Annotated in this window: 17 protein-coding genes, 1 pseudogene and 1 other annotated feature; of the genes and pseudogenes, 6 read left to right on the forward strand and 12 right to left on the reverse strand. The window is 34.3% G+C overall.

Translation table 11 applies throughout. The features are described 5' to 3' along the window. Positions 1 to 97 precede the first annotated feature (97 nt). On the reverse strand, positions 98 to 1,123 hold the full coding sequence (locus M014_RS0106295; protein ID WP_026590958.1) for a homoserine dehydrogenase: 1,026 nt from the start codon (positions 1,121 to 1,123) through the stop codon (positions 98 to 100). 485 nt (positions 1,124 to 1,608) lie between these two features. On the opposite strand from M014_RS0106295, the gene M014_RS0106300 reads away from it, so the two are divergent. From M014_RS0106300 to M014_RS0106310, 3 genes are all read left to right on the forward strand, one after another. Next, a complete protein-coding gene (locus M014_RS0106300; RefSeq protein WP_026590959.1) occupies positions 1,609 to 2,751 on the forward strand; it encodes a DUF418 domain-containing protein in 1,143 nt (380 codons plus the stop codon). A 124-nt stretch (positions 2,752 to 2,875) separates the two neighbouring features. Next, entirely contained in the window at positions 2,876 to 3,994 is a 1,119-nt protein-coding gene (locus M014_RS0106305) for a sensor histidine kinase (RefSeq protein WP_026590960.1), read from the forward strand. Positions 3,995 to 4,028: 34 nt separating this feature from the next. Continuing rightward, entirely contained in the window at positions 4,029 to 4,634 is a 606-nt protein-coding gene (locus tag M014_RS0106310; protein ID WP_026590961.1) for a response regulator transcription factor, read from the forward strand. Between the two features lie 88 nt (positions 4,635 to 4,722). On the opposite strand, the gene lysS is transcribed toward M014_RS0106310, so the two are convergent. Then, positions 4,723 to 6,282 carry a lysine--tRNA ligase gene (gene lysS, locus M014_RS0106315; RefSeq protein ID WP_026590962.1) on the reverse strand — a complete coding sequence of 520 codons (1,560 nt, stop codon included), beginning with the start codon at positions 6,280 to 6,282 and terminating at the stop codon, positions 4,723 to 4,725. Between the two features lie 85 nt (positions 6,283 to 6,367). Beyond that, positions 6,368 to 6,624: a binding site (T-box leader), on the reverse strand. 128 nt (positions 6,625 to 6,752) lie between these two features. Between lysS and M014_RS26510 the strand changes: the two genes are divergently transcribed. After that, positions 6,753 to 7,688, forward strand: a complete 936-nt coding sequence (locus M014_RS26510) for an SMP-30/gluconolactonase/LRE family protein (RefSeq protein WP_051588551.1) — start codon at positions 6,753 to 6,755, stop codon at positions 7,686 to 7,688. Between the two features lie 164 nt (positions 7,689 to 7,852). Here M014_RS26510 and M014_RS26515 read toward each other — a convergent pair. Further along, positions 7,853 to 8,395 (reverse strand): annotated as a pseudogene (locus M014_RS26515) (transposase); the annotation flags it as partial. A gap of 124 nt (positions 8,396 to 8,519) precedes the next feature. On the opposite strand from M014_RS26515, the gene M014_RS0106330 reads away from it, so the two are divergent. Further along, positions 8,520 to 9,545, forward strand: coding sequence for a GH25 family lysozyme (locus tag M014_RS0106330; protein WP_026590964.1), 1,026 nt, complete (start codon positions 8,520 to 8,522; stop codon positions 9,543 to 9,545). 518 nt (positions 9,546 to 10,063) lie between these two features. Here M014_RS0106330 and M014_RS0106335 read toward each other — a convergent pair. The 7 genes from M014_RS0106335 to M014_RS0106365 form a co-directional block, all read right to left on the reverse strand. Beyond that, positions 10,064 to 11,479 carry a homocitrate synthase/isopropylmalate synthase family protein gene (locus M014_RS0106335; RefSeq protein ID WP_026590965.1) on the reverse strand — a complete coding sequence of 472 codons (1,416 nt, stop codon included), beginning with the start codon at positions 11,477 to 11,479 and terminating at the stop codon, positions 10,064 to 10,066. Continuing rightward, positions 11,476 to 12,540, reverse strand: coding sequence for an alpha/beta fold hydrolase (locus M014_RS0106340; RefSeq protein ID WP_026590966.1), 1,065 nt, complete (start codon positions 12,538 to 12,540; stop codon positions 11,476 to 11,478). Before M014_RS0106340 ends, M014_RS0106335 begins: the two co-directional genes overlap by 4 nt. Positions 12,541 to 12,554: 14 nt before the next feature. Continuing rightward, positions 12,555 to 12,992: a DUF441 family protein gene (locus tag M014_RS0106345; protein ID WP_026590967.1), complete on the reverse strand. Its 438-nt coding sequence runs from the start codon at positions 12,990 to 12,992 to the stop codon at positions 12,555 to 12,557. Positions 12,993 to 13,007: 15 nt separating this feature from the next. Further along, on the reverse strand, positions 13,008 to 13,874 hold the full coding sequence (locus M014_RS0106350) for a HesA/MoeB/ThiF family protein (protein ID WP_026590968.1): 867 nt from the start codon (positions 13,872 to 13,874) through the stop codon (positions 13,008 to 13,010). 12 nt (positions 13,875 to 13,886) lie between these two features. After that, complete coding sequence (locus tag M014_RS0106355) at positions 13,887 to 14,735, reverse strand: HesA/MoeB/ThiF family protein (RefSeq protein ID WP_026590969.1); 849 nt, start codon at positions 14,733 to 14,735, stop codon at positions 13,887 to 13,889. Between the two features lie 325 nt (positions 14,736 to 15,060). Further along, on the reverse strand, positions 15,061 to 15,396 hold the full coding sequence (locus tag M014_RS0106360; RefSeq protein WP_026590970.1) for a hypothetical protein: 336 nt from the start codon (positions 15,394 to 15,396) through the stop codon (positions 15,061 to 15,063). An 11-nt stretch (positions 15,397 to 15,407) separates the two neighbouring features. After that, entirely contained in the window at positions 15,408 to 16,577 is a 1,170-nt protein-coding gene (locus M014_RS0106365; RefSeq protein ID WP_026590971.1) for a ParM/StbA family protein, read from the reverse strand. 232 nt (positions 16,578 to 16,809) lie between these two features. On the opposite strand from M014_RS0106365, the gene M014_RS0106370 reads away from it, so the two are divergent. Beyond that, positions 16,810 to 17,214, forward strand: a complete 405-nt coding sequence (locus tag M014_RS0106370) for a hypothetical protein (protein ID WP_026590972.1) — start codon at positions 16,810 to 16,812, stop codon at positions 17,212 to 17,214. A gap of 222 nt (positions 17,215 to 17,436) precedes the next feature. Here the strand turns inward: M014_RS0106370 and M014_RS0106380 are convergent, their stop codons facing one another. Next, positions 17,437 to 18,033, reverse strand: a complete 597-nt coding sequence (locus tag M014_RS0106380; RefSeq protein ID WP_026590973.1) for a YhcN/YlaJ family sporulation lipoprotein — start codon at positions 18,031 to 18,033, stop codon at positions 17,437 to 17,439. Positions 18,034 to 18,059: 26 nt separating this feature from the next. Then, positions 18,060 to 19,400 (reverse strand): germination protein YpeB, encoded by a 1,341-nt coding sequence (gene ypeB, locus M014_RS0106385; protein WP_026590974.1) that lies wholly within the window; start codon positions 19,398 to 19,400, stop codon positions 18,060 to 18,062. Between the last annotated feature and the right edge of the window lie 12 nt (positions 19,401 to 19,412).

Below are 19,412 nucleotides of genomic sequence, written 5' to 3' on the forward strand. Positions count from 1 at the left end.
ATCACGCTAAGGTTTTTAAATCAAGTGTTAAATAATTAATAATAACATAAAAATATTTATTTGTCAATGTATTTTAATCTAAAACTAGATTTTTTCATCACACATCTTTTCGATACAAATTAATTAAGTCTTTCAGAGCTGCCGCTGCTGCTCCTCTTGGACTCGAGGCTCCCCCGATTGAAGTAACTTTCCCCATCGTATCAGTATGAAAAGTAATTCCTTTTTCCGTTCCATTTACATAAGCCAATGGATGTCCTTTCTCTATTTCACGCGGGCATACTTCAAGTTTCAGATTTCCTGAATGATCTTTATATACCGATCCAATTAGTTTCAAAGATTTACCTTGTTCTTTTGCTTTCAGTATATCTTGTTTCGTAATGCTCTCTATTCCTTTTATAGATATAGAATTTAATGAACACTCTGCTTGCAGCAGACTATTTGCCAATAATAAGAGTTTACAAGCACTATCCATTCCACTTATGTCTAATGATGAGTTTGTTTCAGCGATTCCTTTTTGCTGAGCTTGATACAATGCTTCCTCAAATGTTATATCTTCTTCGTACATCTTTGTAAGAATATAATTTGTCGTCCCATTTAAAATACCTTCTATACTCTCAATTTGACATCCAGCTAAACTAAATTGTCCAATATCTAACGTGGGGAGTGCAGCTGCAGTTGCCCCACTGTAACGAATGCTTGCGTTTGCTTGTGTTGCTTTTTCCTTTATTTCTTTCCACGCGGTAACAAGTGCTCCTTTCGAAATAGCTACTACATCCATATGGTTTTCAATCGCTGTTTCGATATACGTTCTTCCAGGTTCACCAGTTTGAAAATTAGTTGGTGTTGATTCTATTAATACATGACCAACAGGAATTTTTTCACTATTATCAAGTGGATAGCGGCTGAGATATTTCCCCAACGCATAAGAACCTGTACCATACGTTAATAATTCTTTTATATGTAAACCGTTGACGTTATAGAGATTGACTGTACTTCCAATAACTCCAGTACAAACAAGTTCTATGCTGTACATCTCTTTTATATATGAAGCTTTCTCAAATACTAATCTTACAAACTCTTTTCCAACAGTTCCATATCCAGATATCACTATATTTATCCTCATATTATCACCTCAGGCTATTATGCTATTTTTAAAGTTAACTTCATTATACTCTGAAAGTACGCTGTGATTCACGAAGTAAAGCTCCCTCAAAAGAATTTGAAGGAGCTGTTACATTTCAATATAAATATGGATCCAGTTATTTTGGTAAATCTTTGTAACGTTCAAAAACAGGTAAAGTAAATTGTTCGTCCCCAATCATTACCATGCCGTTCGTAGGCCGTTTATTTTCTTCAGAGGAAGAACAGGCACTTAGGCTTGTTACGATTTTTTAACCATTTTTTCATTTCTTTCTTATAACCTCTACGTAAACATATACTACCATATTTTTTCTTACTTATTTTTAAGAAATCATTGCATGACTATTTTAATACTTCATTTCTTTTCCTATATGACAGGTGTCATTTGCTTTAACTGACACCAGTGCATACAAAATATTCCTTTTTAAAGATACAATAATGACAAAATCATAAGAAAAGAGGAAAATAATGAGTAATAACAACAAAAGAATTCGTTTGCTTGATATATTAAGGGGCTTTGCTGTATTAGGAACACTTGGTACAAACATTTGGATTTTTGCATATCTAGGGGATGTTTCTTATATCTTTACGTTTGATCATGCAATTTGGTGGATGTCAGTTAATGATTTCATTCGTCTACTCGTTCTATTTTTTGTGAACGGAAAACTTCTCGGTTTATTAACAATTATGTTTGGTATAGGACTTGAACTCAAATACCAACAATCTTTACGCAAAGGCAATACATGGCCTGGCGTTTACCTATGGACTTCTTTTGTACTTTTATTAGAAGGTTTCATTCATTTCACCTTGGTTATGGAATATGATATTTTAATGAGTTACGGCATAACCGCAATAATTGTTGCTTTTATTATTAAACTTGGTGACAAATGGATTAATCGAGCTATGAAAATGTTAGGTATCTTTCACGGGGCTGCTATGCTTTTCATTCTTGCTATATTTATGTATTTAAAATTCATAGGAAGTAACATTTCGCTAGGTAACGCTAATGAAATTATAACCCTTTATAGTGATGGAACTTGGTTTGAACAAATCCATTATCGCCTAACAAACTTTATCGCAAATCGACTAGAAGTAATTTTTGTTATCCCAATGAATATTGTCCTTTTCCTATTAGGAATACGTCTTATGCGCGCTGGCGCCTTCTCCCCTGATGAAAACGGGAAAAGAATTCGTACAAAAATGCTTAATATCGGCATTATGATTGGTGTCCCTCTCAATCTGTTAATCTTTATTCCAGGCGGTATCTTTGATTTACCAACTCGCTATTTATTTGCACCTTTCCTTTCTATTTTGTATATTGCATTGATTGCTAAAATGATAGAAAGATTTGAACACTTTTGGTTATGGCAGCACCTTGAAAATGTAGGGAAAATGTCTCTTAGCTGTTATGTTCTTCAAAATATTCTTTCTTCCATTCTCTTTTACGGTTGGGGCTTTAGCCTTGGCGGGAAAATGAACTCATTATCGATTGTCTTTATTTGGCTTTGTATCTGCTTCTTTGAAATGTATTTCGCAACATTTTGGCTAGCAAGATTTAAATTTGGTCCAATGGAGGCCGCACGAAGATACACATCTGGTTTCATTAAGTAAAAATGATTCTTAGTGGGATTTCACCATTCTCACTAAGAATCGCTCTTTTTAAGATTTTGTGTACTTTACCATGAAATAGAACTTATTATAAAGTCTTATTCCATCTTAGTAGGAGGGTAGTAAAATGTTTAAAAAAATTTATCCCCACGATCAAATTGAAAAGTACTTATACTTAGATATTATTTTTATTGTCCTTTTGATTTACAATGTAATTCGAGCAGAAACAACCATTAACTTATTCTTAAAAATTGTTCTTTTACTGCTCGTTTTGTTGTCTTTTTACTTCGCATTGTGGTATAGAGATTGGCGCCTTCTCTTTTCTAGTTTATTTAGCTGCGTATTATTTGCACTACTTGCAATATTCATCGAATCACGGCTACTTTTGTATGGTTTTGTCATCGGGAATTTATTAGGAAGAGCCCAATCTAAATTGTATATCGGCATCGGTACAGCAGGTATCGCAATGATGTTTTTTCTAGTTAGTTGGTATACCTTTGGTCAGCCTTTTTCCATATTAAAAACTTCTTTTCTTCTTGTCTTTATTCTTCAACTTATACAGCCATTTGTCATCCACGTCCGGGAAAAAGCAAAATCTTTACAAAAAGAGCTAAGCGCCGCAAACTCTCAAATTGAAAGATATATCCAAGAAGAAGAAAGACACCGCATTGCCAGAGACCTTCATGATACACTCGGACAAACATTAACAATGATTAAACTGAAAAGTGAACTGACAATACGATTAATAGAAAAGGACACAACACAGGCGAAACAGGAATTAAATGATATTTTAGACACATCACGTTTTGCATTAAAACAAGTACGTGAACTTGTTACTGATATGAAATATATATCAATTGAAAGTGAATTAAATCACCTACGTGAGTTATTACGAACAGCCAGTATCCAATTCACAATTCATGCAACCGGAAACGCACCTTTGCTGACAAATGTTGCGGAAACAATGGTTGCCCTCTCTATAAGAGAGGCTATTACAAATATTCTAAGGCATAGCCAAGCAAACCATTGTACAATCGTTCAAAAAATGGATACAAAATGGTTTCAAATAAAAATACACGATGATGGGATTGGCTTTCAACATGATTCACTTGGATTTGGAGTTCAATCAATTCGGGAACGAATGAAGATGATACATGGCACAGTAGATATACATACATTAAGAAACAACGGCACAACGATAATTTTAAAGATACCTATTTCAACAAACCTAGTAAAATCAAATTAGTCTTGTAAAACGATACAAGAAAGGCGGCAGTAAAATGATTCGTATCGTAATTGCGGAAGATCAAAAGATGCTTCGCGGAGCCCTCGTTTCTCTATTAAAACTAGAAGATGACATTGAAGTGATTGCAGATGTTTCAAATGGGCTAGATGCTTGGAACATTATTACAAAACATCGACCCGATGTGTGTCTTCTCGATATCGAGATCCCCGACATTACTGGACTTGAAATCGCAGAAAAATTAAGAACTATTGGACATCCCTGTAAAATAATGATTGTTACAACTTTTGCTCGTCCAGGATACTTACAAAAAGCGATGGACGCAAAAGTGGAAGCATATTTACTAAAGGACGAACCAATTGAATTTCTTATTGAAGCGATTCATAAAGTAATGAATGGTGAACGTATAGTAAGTACAGATCTAGCTGCTACGCTGTTTTTAAAAGAAGATAACCCACTAACTGACCGTGAAGCAGAAATACTCCGTATGGTTAAAACTGGAATGACAACGAGAGAAATCGGTAAAACATTGTATTTAACAAACGGAACGGTTAGAAATTATTTATCATCCTCCATTCAAAAACTTGAAGCTGAATCAAGATTTCAAGCCATTCGTATTGCTGATGAAAAAGGTTGGATATGATGTAAGATGCGGTGTAGAAAAAGGGATGCTATTACATCCCTTTTCCACTTTCATTTTTTAACTGTAATCTATTTATTTTCCATTCTACTTAGTCTTGAAAATCTAATAATGACACCATCTTTCCTGCGCCAATTACATGTATAAGTAGCGGAATTCGCGGACCACTCGGTTGATTGAGAACAAGTCTATAAATGATTTTAAAAAGTAATTTTTGATTCTCTTTCATTACCTTTTTATTTTCATTCTGACAAATTGCATAAATATGTTCCATTAAATTTGGATTATTTGCATTTGTACGAACCATTTCACAAGCTTCCAAGACCCATTTTTTCTGTATGTCTTCTAATGATTCGTAAAAATCCCAATCTTTCTCTTGGTTCACTTCAATCATTTTTTGAGGCTGTAAATTTCGAATCCAGTGTTTTGCACGGTTACTTATTTTCATGATGTCAATCAAGTTATAGTCTTCATCCGTTTTTGCTAATACTGCCTGTAAAATTTGATTATCAAAATTCACTAATGGTAAGATACCTGCTACTTGATTAAACTTTGGTAGTCTAGCTTTTTCAGTATTCGTTCTTGAAAGCTTCAATGCACCACATAAATCTTCATTATTTAACATTTTATTTTGATAACATTCCGTGTACCTTTCATACTCTGTATAATTGCGAAGTACATCCTCATCCATACCAATATGGAATGTAGCATTTGGTTTGTATTTTGAAAACATAAATAGAATGACTTCTGGCACATACACATTCAATAACTCACTTGGAGTAATTATATTCCCAGCAGAACTAGACATTTTTTGATTGTCACCTTTTATTCCGATAAAATCATAGGCAACATAATCTGGTGCCTCATAATGAAAGATTTTTCTAACTATCTCCTTCGAAACATTATAACTACCTGTTTCAGCTGAATGATCTCTACCTCCTGGTTCAAAAATCACATCTTCCATCATCCATCTCATCGGCCAATCAATTTTCCAATTTAATTTTATATGACTCGTTTGCATTATTGATAATACATTGCGATTCCCACACTCACATTCATATTGGATTGTTTCCAATGTTTCATCAAAATTTGTTATTTTTGTTGAATCTTTGCAGCATTGCTTACAATATAGTGTAATTGGATAAAAAGTTTCTCGCTCATCTTCGGACGATTCGCTCGTTTTAAATTTCATTAATATATCGTAGATTTCTTTTCTTCTTTTTAATGAGTGTAGTATATGTTGATTATATCTCCCAGTTCTATATTCTTCATGTTGATAAATAAACTCTACTTCAATTCCAAAAGCCTCCAACGATTTTTCAAATTCTTTTTCAAAATGCTCTGCATACGATTTATGACAACCATATGGATCTGGAATATCACAGTATGGCATACCTATATACTTCTTAAATGATGGATCAATGTTTTTCGGAACTTTTCTAAACCGGTCATAATCATCCCATGAAAATATAAATCGTGTCTTTTTTCCTAAATCTTGAAGTGCTTTTACAACAAAGTAAGTCGTAATGATTTCTCGAAAATTACCTATATGAACAGAACCGGAAGGACTAATTCCAGATGCGCATACAAATGTTTCTTTATTTGGATGTTTTCGAATCAGTTCATGTGCTATTTGATAAGCCCAATGCATGTACAATTCACCCCTATGAAATTTAATATTTATTTTCTACCTTCTTTTTCAAAATAAAAAAACTCCCACCCCCAAGATTATTCATCTTGAGGACGAGAGTTGTTTACTTCGTGGTACCACCTCAGTTTATTAATATGTCACCATATTAATCTCTTCAGGTACGGCTCAATTCGCTTATACCCTATCTCTATAACGGGAGAACCCGCCGCATCATCCCTAAATTAATTAGTTCCTTGCGAAGCTCCAAGTCTTTTTTCATTAAGATTCTTACTCCTCCTTCTCAGCTACCGGAGTTCTCTGTATGCAATCATTCTTAACTACTCTTCTCTTCATTGCTATTTTTGTTATAAGTTATTTTTACATATAATAATTTACTACACTTTTATTGTCAAATTTTTCTGAGACAAAGGGTGTATGCCCCCTTTCAACGAATTTATATAGGTTAGCTTTTTGGAAAGGAGAAAAATACATTGTTAGAAAAATTAGAATTAGTTGTCGATGCACGAGCAAGTTTAGGAGAAGGCCCTTGTTGGGATGAACAGAAACAACTACTATACTGGGTTGATATTCTCGAAAAAAAGTTATTTATATATAACCCGGCTACAAATAGTAATCGCGAAATTTTATTTGACCAACAAATCGGGTGTGTCGTTTCAGATACATCCGGTGGGATGATATTAGCAATGAAGCAGGGTTTTCATTCTCTTAATCTTGAAACAGAGGAACTGAAGCACATTCATGACCCAGAACCTCATCTGCTGGAAAATCGCTTTAATGATGGAAAGTGTGATCCTGCCGGACGATTTTGGTCGGGCACTACCGATTTATATGGAGTCAATACAGCAGGTTCTTTATATTTCTTAGATACTGATTTTAGCGTAAAAAAGCAATTAAATAATGTAAATACATCCAACGGCTTAGCTTGGTCACCTGACCATCGGTATCTTTACTTCATTGACACGCCTACTAAAAAAGTCACTCGTTTTGATTATGATATACACACTGGAACAATTAGTAACCCAATTGATATCATTAGGATTCCTAATGACGAAGGATTACCTGATGGTATGACAATTGATGAAGAAGGTTGTTTATGGATTGCACATTGGGGCGGCGCTAAAATCACAAGATGGAATCCAATGACTGGTGAAAAGATTTTAACAGTGCCAGTTCCAGCACTCAATGTAACTTCATGTACATTTGGAGGATCTAACTTAACAGAATTATACATTACTACTGCCCGAACAAGAATGAATCCAAATCAATTAGAAGTGTACCCATATGCTGGTGGCGTATTCCGAATAAAAACACAGGTGAAAGGCTGTCCTACTTATCAGTTTAATCATAAGAAATCACAGAAAAAAATGAATCGAGTAACAGACAATAGAAGTAAATTTCCCCACTGAAATGATGATAAATATACTTAAGAATACATATAAGGAATGGAAAGAACTCCATATAAAAGTAAAAATCATTATCATACAACATCATGTGTAATGGAAAGTACATTCAATTCAAAACAAATACGATAACCTTTATAGGGTACAATTTCTTGTAACTTCTTTGTTCATTCCCTATAGGTAATACGTTTCTTTTTTTCTTTATAGGCTCGAGCTTTAAAGCGTTGTTCTTTTTATTCGGCCGTTAGTTTATAAATAACAACACGGACAGGAAATTTATAATCTCGACCAACATAAGCTAGTAGAATCTCATATAATTCACCGGGTTGTAATTGTTGCATGATTTCTTCTAGAGCTATGTTGAAAAATTGAGAGTTCTTTTTTAAAACGCCATTTTTAAAATACATAGCGGTTACATTCTTTTGATAAAGCTTTGTATTCATTTTTAATCTTGAAAGATAATAAGTTCCCTTTTGTTGGATAGCATCAAAATCAGATAAACTAAAATAGCCTAAATCTCGAATACATAGATCTTGTAAATCTACTGTTGATTGAATTTCTCTTCCATAGTTCACATCGTTTTGTTTACCAGGCGCAATCTGAACATGCAGAAATTGGCCACTTAATAAATCATATTCTAATTGGATCTTTACATCAGACGCTTTTCCACTTCCACCGGAACCAGGATATACAGTGGACAACATGTCTGAAACATCACCCCAAATAGTAGAAAAGGTATAAGTACCCATACACATCCATTAACAATTTAATAGACTGAGAATATAAAGTAGTATAATACCTCAAAAAATTAAATAAACAAATTAGGAGTGTTATATCATGCCATTTGGAATTGATGTGAGTCACCATGAGGGAAATATTGATTGGAACGAAGTAAAGAATAATCCAAATCAAGTAAACTTTATGATTGCAAAGGTAACAGAAGGTTCTGAGCAAGGCACCAATTTTGTCGATCCAACCTTTCAATACAATATCAATGGTGCAAATAGTGTTGGCATCCTTACAGGAGCTTATCACTTTTTTCGGGCAATCTCTGTTAATGATGCAAGACAAGAGGCTGCTTTCTTCATTAAAAATTTACAGAGCGTAACATTAACTGCACCTGTATTTGTCGATGTAGAAGTTAATGATGCAAATTTAGATCCGGATACATTAACAGATGCTGTGAATGCATTTTTAACAGAATTGAAAAATGCAGGGTATATAAATACCGGCGTTTACAGCAATCTATATTTCTTTCAAAATAGTCTAAACGTTTCACGCTTACAAGATACTTTATTGTGGGTTGCACGTTATAATCCAAGAGGGGCAGGAATGGAATGTGATATTTGGCAATACACAGATACCGGAAGTGTACAAGGCATTAATAGCAATGTCGATTGCAATATATCCTATGTGGATTTGGATAACGGAAATAATAACAACAATGGACCTAATAGCTCCTATATAGGAATTGCTACTATCGCAGGTGATAATGTGAATTTACGAGATCAACCTTCTATGAGTGGCAATGTCATTGGAACATTGCATCGTAATGAGTCCTATAAAGTATTTTACGAACAACATGGATGGTTAAACTTAGGTGGGAATGAATTTGTTTTTTATGATCCTAGTTATATTTGTTACTGTAACTATATAGGGATTGCTACAATTACAGGCGATAATGTAAATTTACGAGATCAACCTTCTATGAGTGGCAATGTGATTCGAACATTACATCATAACGAAGCTTATAAAGTATATTACGAACAAAATGGATGGCTAAACTTAGGTGGAAACCAATTCATTTACTATGACCCTAGCTATATCGATTATCAATTACTTTCTGCATGTCCCGATTGTTAAATAGTGGACAACCTCTACTAGGGGCAACTGAGATACGTGCATCTCAGCTGCCTCTCTCCTTTTTACTCTACACCTTCTTCTGCTAAGATATCAGTTTCTAGATTTTCTCTTGATAATTCATCTGTCATAAAAAATAGATTCTAACCTTGAAATCCAATTATTTTTTGCTCCCTTAATAAGATGCTCAATTACCCATAAAGAGTTTATTCTTTCTGGACTATTAGGATAGTTTATTAGGGGATCGCCGCATGTCCATCAAGCTATTATTTTGAGGTATCCTCATTTTTTCGTATTGAAGAACAATATGTTTCTTAACTTGATAGCAATAGGGTACGGCAACAATTCTTTCTTTTTGGAGCCATTAAAAAAACAGATAGCATTCAAAGAACATATTGAATACGATCTGTTTTTATTTTTTTACATAAAGAACATTGAGACTGTTTATATTCTTATCAGTCAGATGGTTTACTAAAACATCATCATAACAGTAACAGATAAAAAAACTGTCCTATATTTAATCAATATACGAATGCTTTTGACGAGTTTTCCTCTAACAAACTAGAGTTATAATTAGGCGCTAGTACAATGTTTGTATACGTTCCTGTACCTGAAAGGTACTTGTACCTATGTTTTAACCCTGCTGGAATAAAAACAGATGCAGGACTCTCAATGATTTGTAATTCTTCTTCAATTTCCACTTCACATATAAGACCTGTACCATCTACTCTATTCCCCCAGAAAATAAAAGCACTATCACAATGATGTGCGTGAGTATCTACATGTCCCGCTAAGTTCTCATCCATATGGTTGTCATAAAATACACGTTGTATGACATAAAATGAAGCACGTTCATCAGTTCTATAATCCATCTGTACCCAACGTTCTCCTGGACCATCGCGATGGTATAAAAGTTCAGATGCTCCCTTTACAAATGGTTTACTAATTCGAAAAGACTTTGAAAGCTGAGGTCCTTTTCTTTCTATGTTTTTTTGTTGCATCCTCCGTACTCTTCCTATCATTTCAGGTTGAACACCTTCATAGGCAGAAGAATTTTGCTTAACAGCTTTTTTATGATATGGTGCGGTATGGGTAAATACATTTTTTCCAATAATCGGTCTCCAATGATCTACCTTACAACCCGTTGCCAATTGAAGAGATTGAGTTAATTCGGGAATCATTTTTAGTTGAAAGTATTGATTATATTTTTGAGATAACAATACTGATAAATTTAGTAAATCAACAATCCCGGCCCGTTCACCTATTCCACACAAAGTCGCGTCAATGACAGATGCTCCGGCATCAATAGCAGCAAGAGCATTTGCCATTGCTAGCCCTAAATCATTATGAAGATGAACTTCAATTTCACAAGGGAATGCCTCAACAGCCTTTTTCACGATTTCCGCACAATGACTCGGCTCCCAAATTCCTACAGTGTCTGCTAAACTAATTCGATTTGCTCCAGCTTCATAAGCAACTTCTCCAAGGTGGCAGATATCCTCCCATGCGGTTCGTGAGGCATCTTCAATCGTAAATCGGATTTTCATTCCTAAAGATTTAGCCTCTTCAATCGCTTGTTTCACTTGATTTACAACGTAATCTTTTGATCGATTCGTATACTTTGTTTGTAAAGAAATAGGATTAATAGACGCCCAAATTCCTACCCAATCAGCCCCAGCACGATAAACCGCATGAACTTCTTCTTTTTTCGCACGAGCATGCATCAATATGTCAGCTTGCTTTGCAGAGGCGGCAACTTCTCTGCAAATTTCTTCTTCTTCTTTAGAAATGCCTGGATGTCCAACCTCAATAAGGGGTACTCCGAAATTTTCCAACATATGAAGTAGTGTAATTTTGTCTTCCTTAGAAAAACGAACACCACATTGTTGTTCCCCTTCACGTAAAGTTGCATCTAATATTGTTATGTGCTTGTTCATTTCTTTTTTCCTTCTTTCATTTCTATAAAGTTTAATACTTGTTCAAATAGGATGGAATGATTTTTTTCATAAACAGCCCAGTGTGTTGCATCAGGGATGACAACTTCTTTTTTTTGTTTTGCGCCTGTTAATTTTGACATCATATTTCGATCTGCAAATAGATCATCTTCTCCATAAATGACAAGTACTGGAGCAGTAATCTTAGATACATCATATAAAGGACGATTATTCCAAATAGAATATAAATCTTCTAGTGGACCAACTGGTCGACGGATCATTTGATTGTTTTTCTCACTCATAGGATCCGAATTGATAAATACTTGTTTTACGGCATCCATCGCTTCATTTGTAACGATTTTTTTATTTCCCATCATCATATGCCAATGATGCATTCCTTTATCAAAGTCCACCATTTGATAGGCTGATGCCTCAGGATTAAATTGATTAGGTTGTAATGGATTTTCAAGAGGTTTTGTCATCATAGGTAGCTCGAATCCATGCATATATCCGTATAGAATGATTTTATTAATGTCTTGAGGATGGGTTATCGCATAATTACCAGCAACAACGCCTCCATATGACCATCCAACGATATGAATTTTTTTCACATTTCTCTTCTTTTTGATCCAAGTTACGACTGTTTCTAGATCCTTTGTCGCATCATTCAAATGAATAACCGGGCGATTTTTGGAAGGAGGTTCTGACATTTCTTGAGGGTGAGAAGAATGACCAAACCCTCTGAAATCCATAGCCCAAGTATCATACCCTTTTCTAGCATACTCATCCATCCACGAATATTTTGGTACATCAAATGCTTGAGCAGTCGGTACACTAAATGGTTCTAAAAATAAGATTACTTCATCGGATGTATACTGTTTTTTATTATTTAAGTTTTTATGAAGTAAATGTAATTTTTCTTCTCCTTGCTGAATTTCTAATTTTTCTTTTACCACTTTAGAAGTTTGAGCGTTTTGAGAAGTTTCTGTACTATTAGAGCAACCCGACATAAGAATTATCAAAAATAAACCTACTAAACTAATATGTGTCCATTTTATCTTCATTTAGAATGTTCCTTTCATTTCATAGAAACGATAGCTATTATTCCAGCAGCAATAATTAATCCTGCCGGTAACCCTTTTGTAAATAATACGGCAACAAGAGTCCCTACTAAGACACCTAACAAAATCGTAGGGTTCATAGTTAAAACTCCTACTCCTTTTCCTCCTATGTATGACACAGTAAAACCTGCTAGAATGGAACCTAAGCCGATAGGAGAAGTAATTAATTTTATTACGCTTTCACTTGTAATCTTTCCAGATGTAATTGGCACTAAAAGGAAGAGCATGAGAAAGAAAATACCAATTGGAAAAGAATATTGTTGAATAAGATGTAATAAAGTTCTTTGTCCAACAGCAAGTAAAACGCCTAATAAACAAGCTACACCAGCTAGCACATAATCCTTTACAAGCAGAGAAAGTATAACAATAATTCCAAGTAACAAAAAAGGAAGCATATTCTCTTACCTCATCTATAATGTTGTATAATCCCAACTATCATTTTCAGGTGCAGATACATGTACCATATTTTGATTGGAAAGATTAATTTGTATTAGATTTGGACTTATGACAGGTTTTAAATCTTCTCGATTTATTATAAATTTAAATGCTTCAAAGCTTGCTAGAATACCTACAATATTTGCAACAGGAGACAGTACAGTCCATGGAAGATCTTTTTGTACGTAACTATTTGCCCATTTCTCATCCGCACCATGCTTGACAGAATGAAGAGCACGTCCATCTTTTAATTCATGAATTATATTTTTCATTTCTGGTGTTAGCTCTTGCTGATAAGATGGATATCCTAATGCAATTTCATAGGGCACAGAGTCAGGAGTTAAAGACATCACGCCACCTCTAAAAGGAGGTGTAACTGCAATCCATATAGAAGGAATCCCTAATATCCTGGCTGTACGATGGATAATGACTCTCGCTACTAAATTATCAGTTGCATCTATAATGAGATCTGTATTTTTCAGAAGCTCTAACGCATTCTCTTCGGTAACAAATTCTTTTGTTACGTCTACTTGTAATAAGGGATTAATGTCCTTTAAAACTTCTAAAGCGACGTCTGCTTTAGATTTTCCTAATCTACTAATAGAACTTAGCATTTGTCGATTGATATTGCTTGTTTCAAATACATCTTGGTCAATTACATGTAGAGAACTTACGCCCATTCTTGCCAGTTGGATGAGTGTAATTCCTCCTACCCCCCCTGCTCCAACTACAGTAACGCGAGCATTTTTTAATTTTTCTTGCTCTTCTACAGAAATAACACCAATATTTCGCGTGAAACTTTCTTCATACATCTTTTGCGTATCTTTATTTTTGGTTAACATATTATTTTCCTCCTACAGCGTTTTATAATCCCAACCATCCTTTGGGGCTTCTTTTACTTGAACAGGGATATGACTATCCATATCAATAACAATTCCTTTAGGGGCTCTAGCTAGAGGTTCACGACCAGTTAATACTTGTATTGCTTCATGAAAACTAAATAGGGATAATAGATGAGCACGCATTGGTGTAATGATCCATCCCACTTTTCCATCACAAAAATCTTGTGCCCACTTTTTTGGTGCCCCTTTTTCTACAGAATACCAAGCACGACTTTTCTTTATATCCGCAACTTGTTGTCTTAATTCTGGATTTGTTAATTTATGTCCTACAATTGATACATTCAATGCTTCTTCATAAGGAACTCCTGTTGGGAAGAATGTAGAAACAAACCCTCTTGTAGGAGGACTACCTGACATCCCTACACTTGGTATACCTAATTCTCTAGCAGTTCTATGAATAATAACTCTTGAAGGCATATCATCAACAGCTTCTACTACAATATCGTGCCCTTTTATAAGTTCGGTTACATTATCTTCATCTACTTTTGTTTGTAAGAAGTTTGTTGATATATAGGGATGTATATCTTTCACTACCTGTTCTGCAACTTTTGCTTTTGGTTCACCTACAACACTAGAAAGCGCTAACATTTGTCTGTTAATATTAGAGACTTCAAATTCATCTGGATCAACACCAGTAATATGTCCAACCCCCATCCGAGAGAAGAGAATTGCTTCATATCCTCCTACCCCACCTAATCCAAAAATAATGACCTTCTTATTTCGAAGACATTCTTGTTCCTGTTCAGAATATACACCAATATTCTTCTTGACCATTTCCCAATAATATGAATCCATATCCATTTTGTAGTCTCCCTTATATGTAGTAACTATTTTGAGTAATAATACTTACCAAATAATCCTTATATATAAAGTAAGATAAAAATATGTTACTTTTGTGAGTTATTTGTAAAAAAAATTAAAAATTTTCACCCCTTATTCCGATTAAAAGTTGCAAATTAGATTAAAAATAGCCACAATCTTTTCTAAAACAGATTGTGGCTATTTTTAGTGACCCCAAAAGAATGGATCGTTGCTATACCCCCCTTATTGTTCAAAACTGTAATCAACAAAAAAGCCCACCACTAATTTCATATGTAAAGTGGTGGGCAATCTATTTTGATTTACTTTAAAAGTATGGACAATCCAACTCATTAATTGACTCCCAAGGTGTATTTTCTACACATTCGGTATTTTTGTTCTTTCTCCTGATTACGTTTCTTAAAGGATTTACTTCGATTTTAAACATAGAAGTAGGTTCAACATACGTAAAAAAAACATGATCACTTGGTAAAGTTTTAGATACATCAATATCTCCTACTTGTTTAAACAATTGCTCGGCGCCATATAAAAAAAATCTCGTTATATCAGATTGCTTATTAATCCAAGCTAGCATCTCAGGAGATACAGATTTATTTAAATATACTTTTACCCGATCGCCACATTTATACCTCTTACACCGCATACTCACACCAGCTAACTAATTGTTAAGTTTGTAAATCCTAATTCTTTTTGTTTATGTTCTCTATATCGCGGTGAACATGTATAAACTAGTAATCCGCGTGCATTTGTAAAAAGAGGATTATCTACAAATATCACATTTTTTAAACGGCCTTTTTGTTTTAAAATAAGTTCCAAACTATTTTTAATGATAACCGCGCCTCCACCATAGATAAATACATATGGATCATCTTTCATATCATCAATTTTATTAATAATATCTGTCGCAACCCGTGCAGCTAAGCCTAGAAGTGCTTGTTGGGATTCTGCTACTAATAGTGCATGCCTTGGGTGTTTCTCATATAAATAAATTTGATTGAACTCTGTAATACTATCTATTGTTTTTGTTGGATACTTCCGATTCCATCTCGTAATTATTTGTAATAAGGTTTCTTTCACACCGTATGACAGCCCTTTACTTAATTGCGGTCTAAAATTCACTCCAAACGAAACGACTTCTTCGGTTGTCCCCGCTCCTATATCAAATGATAATAATGTTTTGTCAACGAAATCTATCTCAGTCGTTGAACTTTTTTCACCTTCCACTTTATGTTTTAAGACATTTCCATCTTCATCGTATATAATCCCCCAAGTACCAGATGCACCTTCAGGTAAACATTTGCAAAACTCAATGGAGACATTTACCGTTACATCTCTTCCGTTCGGATAATGAAAAATAACTTTATGATTTCCCATATAACGGTTAGCGTTTTCCGATGCAATTTCTTGTGTAATAATTTGCATCGGAAGAGCAACTGATAAATCGTAACGAATATTAATATGATCCAATTTGGGACTATGACGCATAGCACTAATTGCTAAACCTGATAAAATCGTTAATACCATTAATTCATCTGTAGATTTATCAGATTTTTTCTCAATCTCTGTTCCTTTTAGCTGATCATTAATCACTTTCTGCCCCACAATATAACGCACGTTGTTTAACATAAGGGATGGGGAACAAATTGTTACATCAATATGTTTTTCAATTTCAGAAATCGGTACATCCTCTTCGTCTAATAAACCTGTAGGCTCCCCAATATATAGTGAATAAATACTTGGAATATAAATCGGCTGTTGCCCTTTCACCATTAGTTTCAATCCGTTATTTCCAGCATCTGCACCAGCTTTTAACAGTGTGGACATATATACCCCCTGATTTTATCTGACATCCCTTCCAAATATATGCGAACATTAACTTTTACATTCAAATTAGAGTGAAATCTTTTTTAGCTTCTAATACATTACTAAATTACAATATGAAGAATCACCATAAATTCCATCTTTGTGTAAAATGTATTTGACATTATCCTCTACCAATTTTATATTATTAATTTGTAAAGAGTTTTTTACAGTTAGTGAGTAAGGAGGGACTATATTGAATCAGAAGAAGTTTATTTTTCTAATTTCTGTACTATCATTGCTTGGGCTATTCATACATGGTACATATAAATATATAACTGAGGGAGCGATTTTAGGAGGGACGATTTGGGGAGCTTCTTTAATACTTAGTTATTTAATCAATCATATTACATGGGGCGATCCAAACGGCGTTTCAAAAGAAAGTCAAGATGAAATGGGACAACAAATTACATATAAAAGTTTCAAAATTGGATATTTTGTATTAGTCATTATTATGTTTATTTTATTGATTTATTCAGAAGGATTTTCGACCTTATATTCACTTGATAATATTCAAAATCTCCCTTTATTTATTGCACTTTGTTCTTCATTCATTGTTATTCCACTAGTAGAATTTATTGTTTCAAAACGATATCAATAAATGTAAATAAAAAGATAAGGCGTTTTTTCTTCTTTCTTTTGTTCACAGCCAACGATTAAGCTTAAGCAAAGACTATGACTATAAACTATAGATACGATTTTCTTTTTCATAATTGCAACTATCCCCCTCTTAAATATTATTACATCATATATTCCGCTTTCAATAAGCTGAATATTAACAATCAACAAAAACACCCCGTGTTCCTATAACACGGGGTGTTTCTTACCTTTTCAGATGATTATTCGATTGATCCTCTTGTTCTTTTCTTAATTCATTTTCTTCATCCTTCGGTAATTGTTTATCATTAGCTTTAATCGGATTTGTTTCCTTATTTTCTATCAAATCATTTGGTACTTGTGGCATAACACGTCCAACAATTGCAGCAAGTTCTTCAAGAATTCCTTCGCCAGTATTTCCACGCTTAATTTGATTCCCCATTTGCTTTAATCGTTCATACGTATCAATATCAGCCACAACAACTGCATTTGCACCATTTGGATCATGTTTTAAGCTTTCAGCTACAGAATATTTGATGGACTCTACGCGAGAGCGATCCAATTTCGCTTTTACATCTATACCAACAACAGCGTATTTCCCTATAACTACCGCAGTTGCATCTTTCACCCCTGGTATACTAGAGGCTAAAGATGCTAAATGATCTGCAACCTTTTCATTGGGTTTATTATTATTTGCCTGATAATTAACATTTCTCATGGAAATATTTTTTTGCTCTGGTTTTTCTTGAGCATTATTTTGCTTCCCGATGCTACATCCTGTAACAGCTAGACAAATCATAAGCATGTATATAAGAATTTTCATTATTTTCACCACTTTATCATTGATGTTTAGTCATAAACTTTTTCTACAGCCTGCATCTTTTTCACTTTTTCTTCCGTTCCGTCATTTGCATTAATAAAAATTTGATACGTATCTTTTCCTAATGTTCCAACAAACTCATAACATAAAACTTCTTTATGAGTAGCATTCACAATAATCGCTTTACGTTCTTCCATTACTTTCACATCTGGATTGATTTTCTTTCTCGCATCAGCAGCTGTTAATTTTGCAGCTGGAATGGTCCGTTTTTGATGAGATGCTAAATATTCTTTTGCCGAAAAACCAACAATCGATCCATCATCTAAGGCAATTTTCATTTGAATCGCTTCTGGATAAATACGCACATCATTCTCATTCACAACGTACGTAAACACACCAATATTATCATATTGTGAACTATCGAAGAGCTCCATATTAGTAAACTTATGGTCCTTTAAAAAGGTTAATCCTTTACTTCCTGCGTCATGTAAACTGATTTTTTGTTCCTTAATTTCACGGTTATTCATTACCCATATTGGATATCCACCTTTTTCGGTAATATCCATATAAAATTCATTCTTTGTTTTAGGATCTTGAATCTTTACACTATAAAATGATTCTTTCGCACCTTTACCACTTTTCTCAACTTCTACTTTTTCATCGCCTTTTAAATTTAAAAATGATTTTGCAATTTTTGCCGCTTCATCTTTTGAAATCGCTTTGCCTGTTGCTTCAAAGCCGCCTTTTTTCGCCTTTTGCATACTTGTGAAAGTTGGACCAAAATTATCTGAAGAATAGGATGTTACATTTTTCTCAACCGTCTTAAGCCCGTCAATAATCGTGTTATCCGCTGGATCTTTATCTGAAGCAAGCGCAAGTTCTACATCCATCCAACGTAAATTATTTTTTAAGACAAGATGTTGTACTTTCCGAAGTTCGTCTTGAATATCAGCTGCATTAGAATATAAACCTTGCAATGCTTTATATTCTTGATCGTTTAAAGGCTCTTTCTCTAAATCACGAATTGCAGTACGATAACTAAAATCACCAATATTCGCGAGAAATTCTTCTGTTTTATTAAACGGCATTAATGTTAAAGGGAGTTGTCCTACATCAGAACGGGCTTCTGATGTTAAACGCCATACATCAGCTAATGCCGGTGATAACGATGTTCGCGAATTCATTGCGAGTGTTGTTCCAATTTTATCGTGTAATAAATCAACCTCATATGCTAGATCATGAAAAGCACGCTGATAGCTGTTTTCTGCCCGGATTAAAACCGCATTCTTTTCTTGGTGTTCTTTATAGCCCCAATACCCAGTTCCAACTACGCCGATTGTTAACAATACAATTATGATACCTCTTAACATTTCTTCACCTCC

Source organism: Bacillus sp. UNC437CL72CviS29 (assembly GCF_000482345.1).
GTDB classification, from domain to species: domain Bacteria; phylum Bacillota; class Bacilli; order Bacillales; family Bacillaceae_G; genus Bacillus_A; species Bacillus_A arachidis.

Bases quoted from the DNA above. Each gene is read 5' to 3' on its own strand.
- M014_RS0106295 (WP_026590958.1), bottom strand. From the start codon at position 1,123: ATGAGGATAAATATAGTGATATCTGGATATGGAACTGTTGGAAAAGAG.
- M014_RS0106300 (WP_026590959.1), top strand. From the start codon at position 1,609: ATGAGTAATAACAACAAAAGAATTCGTTTGCTTGATATATTAAGGGGC.
- M014_RS0106305 (WP_026590960.1), top strand. From the start codon at position 2,876: ATGTTTAAAAAAATTTATCCCCACGATCAAATTGAAAAGTACTTATAC.
- M014_RS0106310 (WP_026590961.1), top strand. From the start codon at position 4,029: ATGATTCGTATCGTAATTGCGGAAGATCAAAAGATGCTTCGCGGAGCC.
- lysS (WP_026590962.1), bottom strand. From the start codon at position 6,282: ATGCATTGGGCTTATCAAATAGCACATGAACTGATTCGAAAACATCCA.
- M014_RS0106330 (WP_026590964.1), top strand. From the start codon at position 8,520: ATGCCATTTGGAATTGATGTGAGTCACCATGAGGGAAATATTGATTGG.
- M014_RS0106335 (WP_026590965.1), bottom strand. From the start codon at position 11,479: ATGAACAAGCACATAACAATATTAGATGCAACTTTACGTGAAGGGGAA.
- M014_RS0106340 (WP_026590966.1), bottom strand. From the start codon at position 12,540: ATGAAGATAAAATGGACACATATTAGTTTAGTAGGTTTATTTTTGATA.
- M014_RS0106345 (WP_026590967.1), bottom strand. From the start codon at position 12,992: ATGCTTCCTTTTTTGTTACTTGGAATTATTGTTATACTTTCTCTGCTT.
- M014_RS0106350 (WP_026590968.1), bottom strand. From the start codon at position 13,874: ATGTTAACCAAAAATAAAGATACGCAAAAGATGTATGAAGAAAGTTTC.
- M014_RS0106355 (WP_026590969.1), bottom strand. From the start codon at position 14,735: ATGGATATGGATTCATATTATTGGGAAATGGTCAAGAAGAATATTGGT.
- M014_RS0106360 (WP_026590970.1), bottom strand. From the start codon at position 15,396: ATGCGGTGTAAGAGGTATAAATGTGGCGATCGGGTAAAAGTATATTTA.
- M014_RS0106365 (WP_026590971.1), bottom strand. From the start codon at position 16,577: ATGTCCACACTGTTAAAAGCTGGTGCAGATGCTGGAAATAACGGATTG.
- M014_RS0106380 (WP_026590973.1), bottom strand. From the start codon at position 18,033: ATGAAAATTCTTATATACATGCTTATGATTTGTCTAGCTGTTACAGGA.
- ypeB (WP_026590974.1), bottom strand. From the start codon at position 19,400: ATGTTAAGAGGTATCATAATTGTATTGTTAACAATCGGCGTAGTTGGA.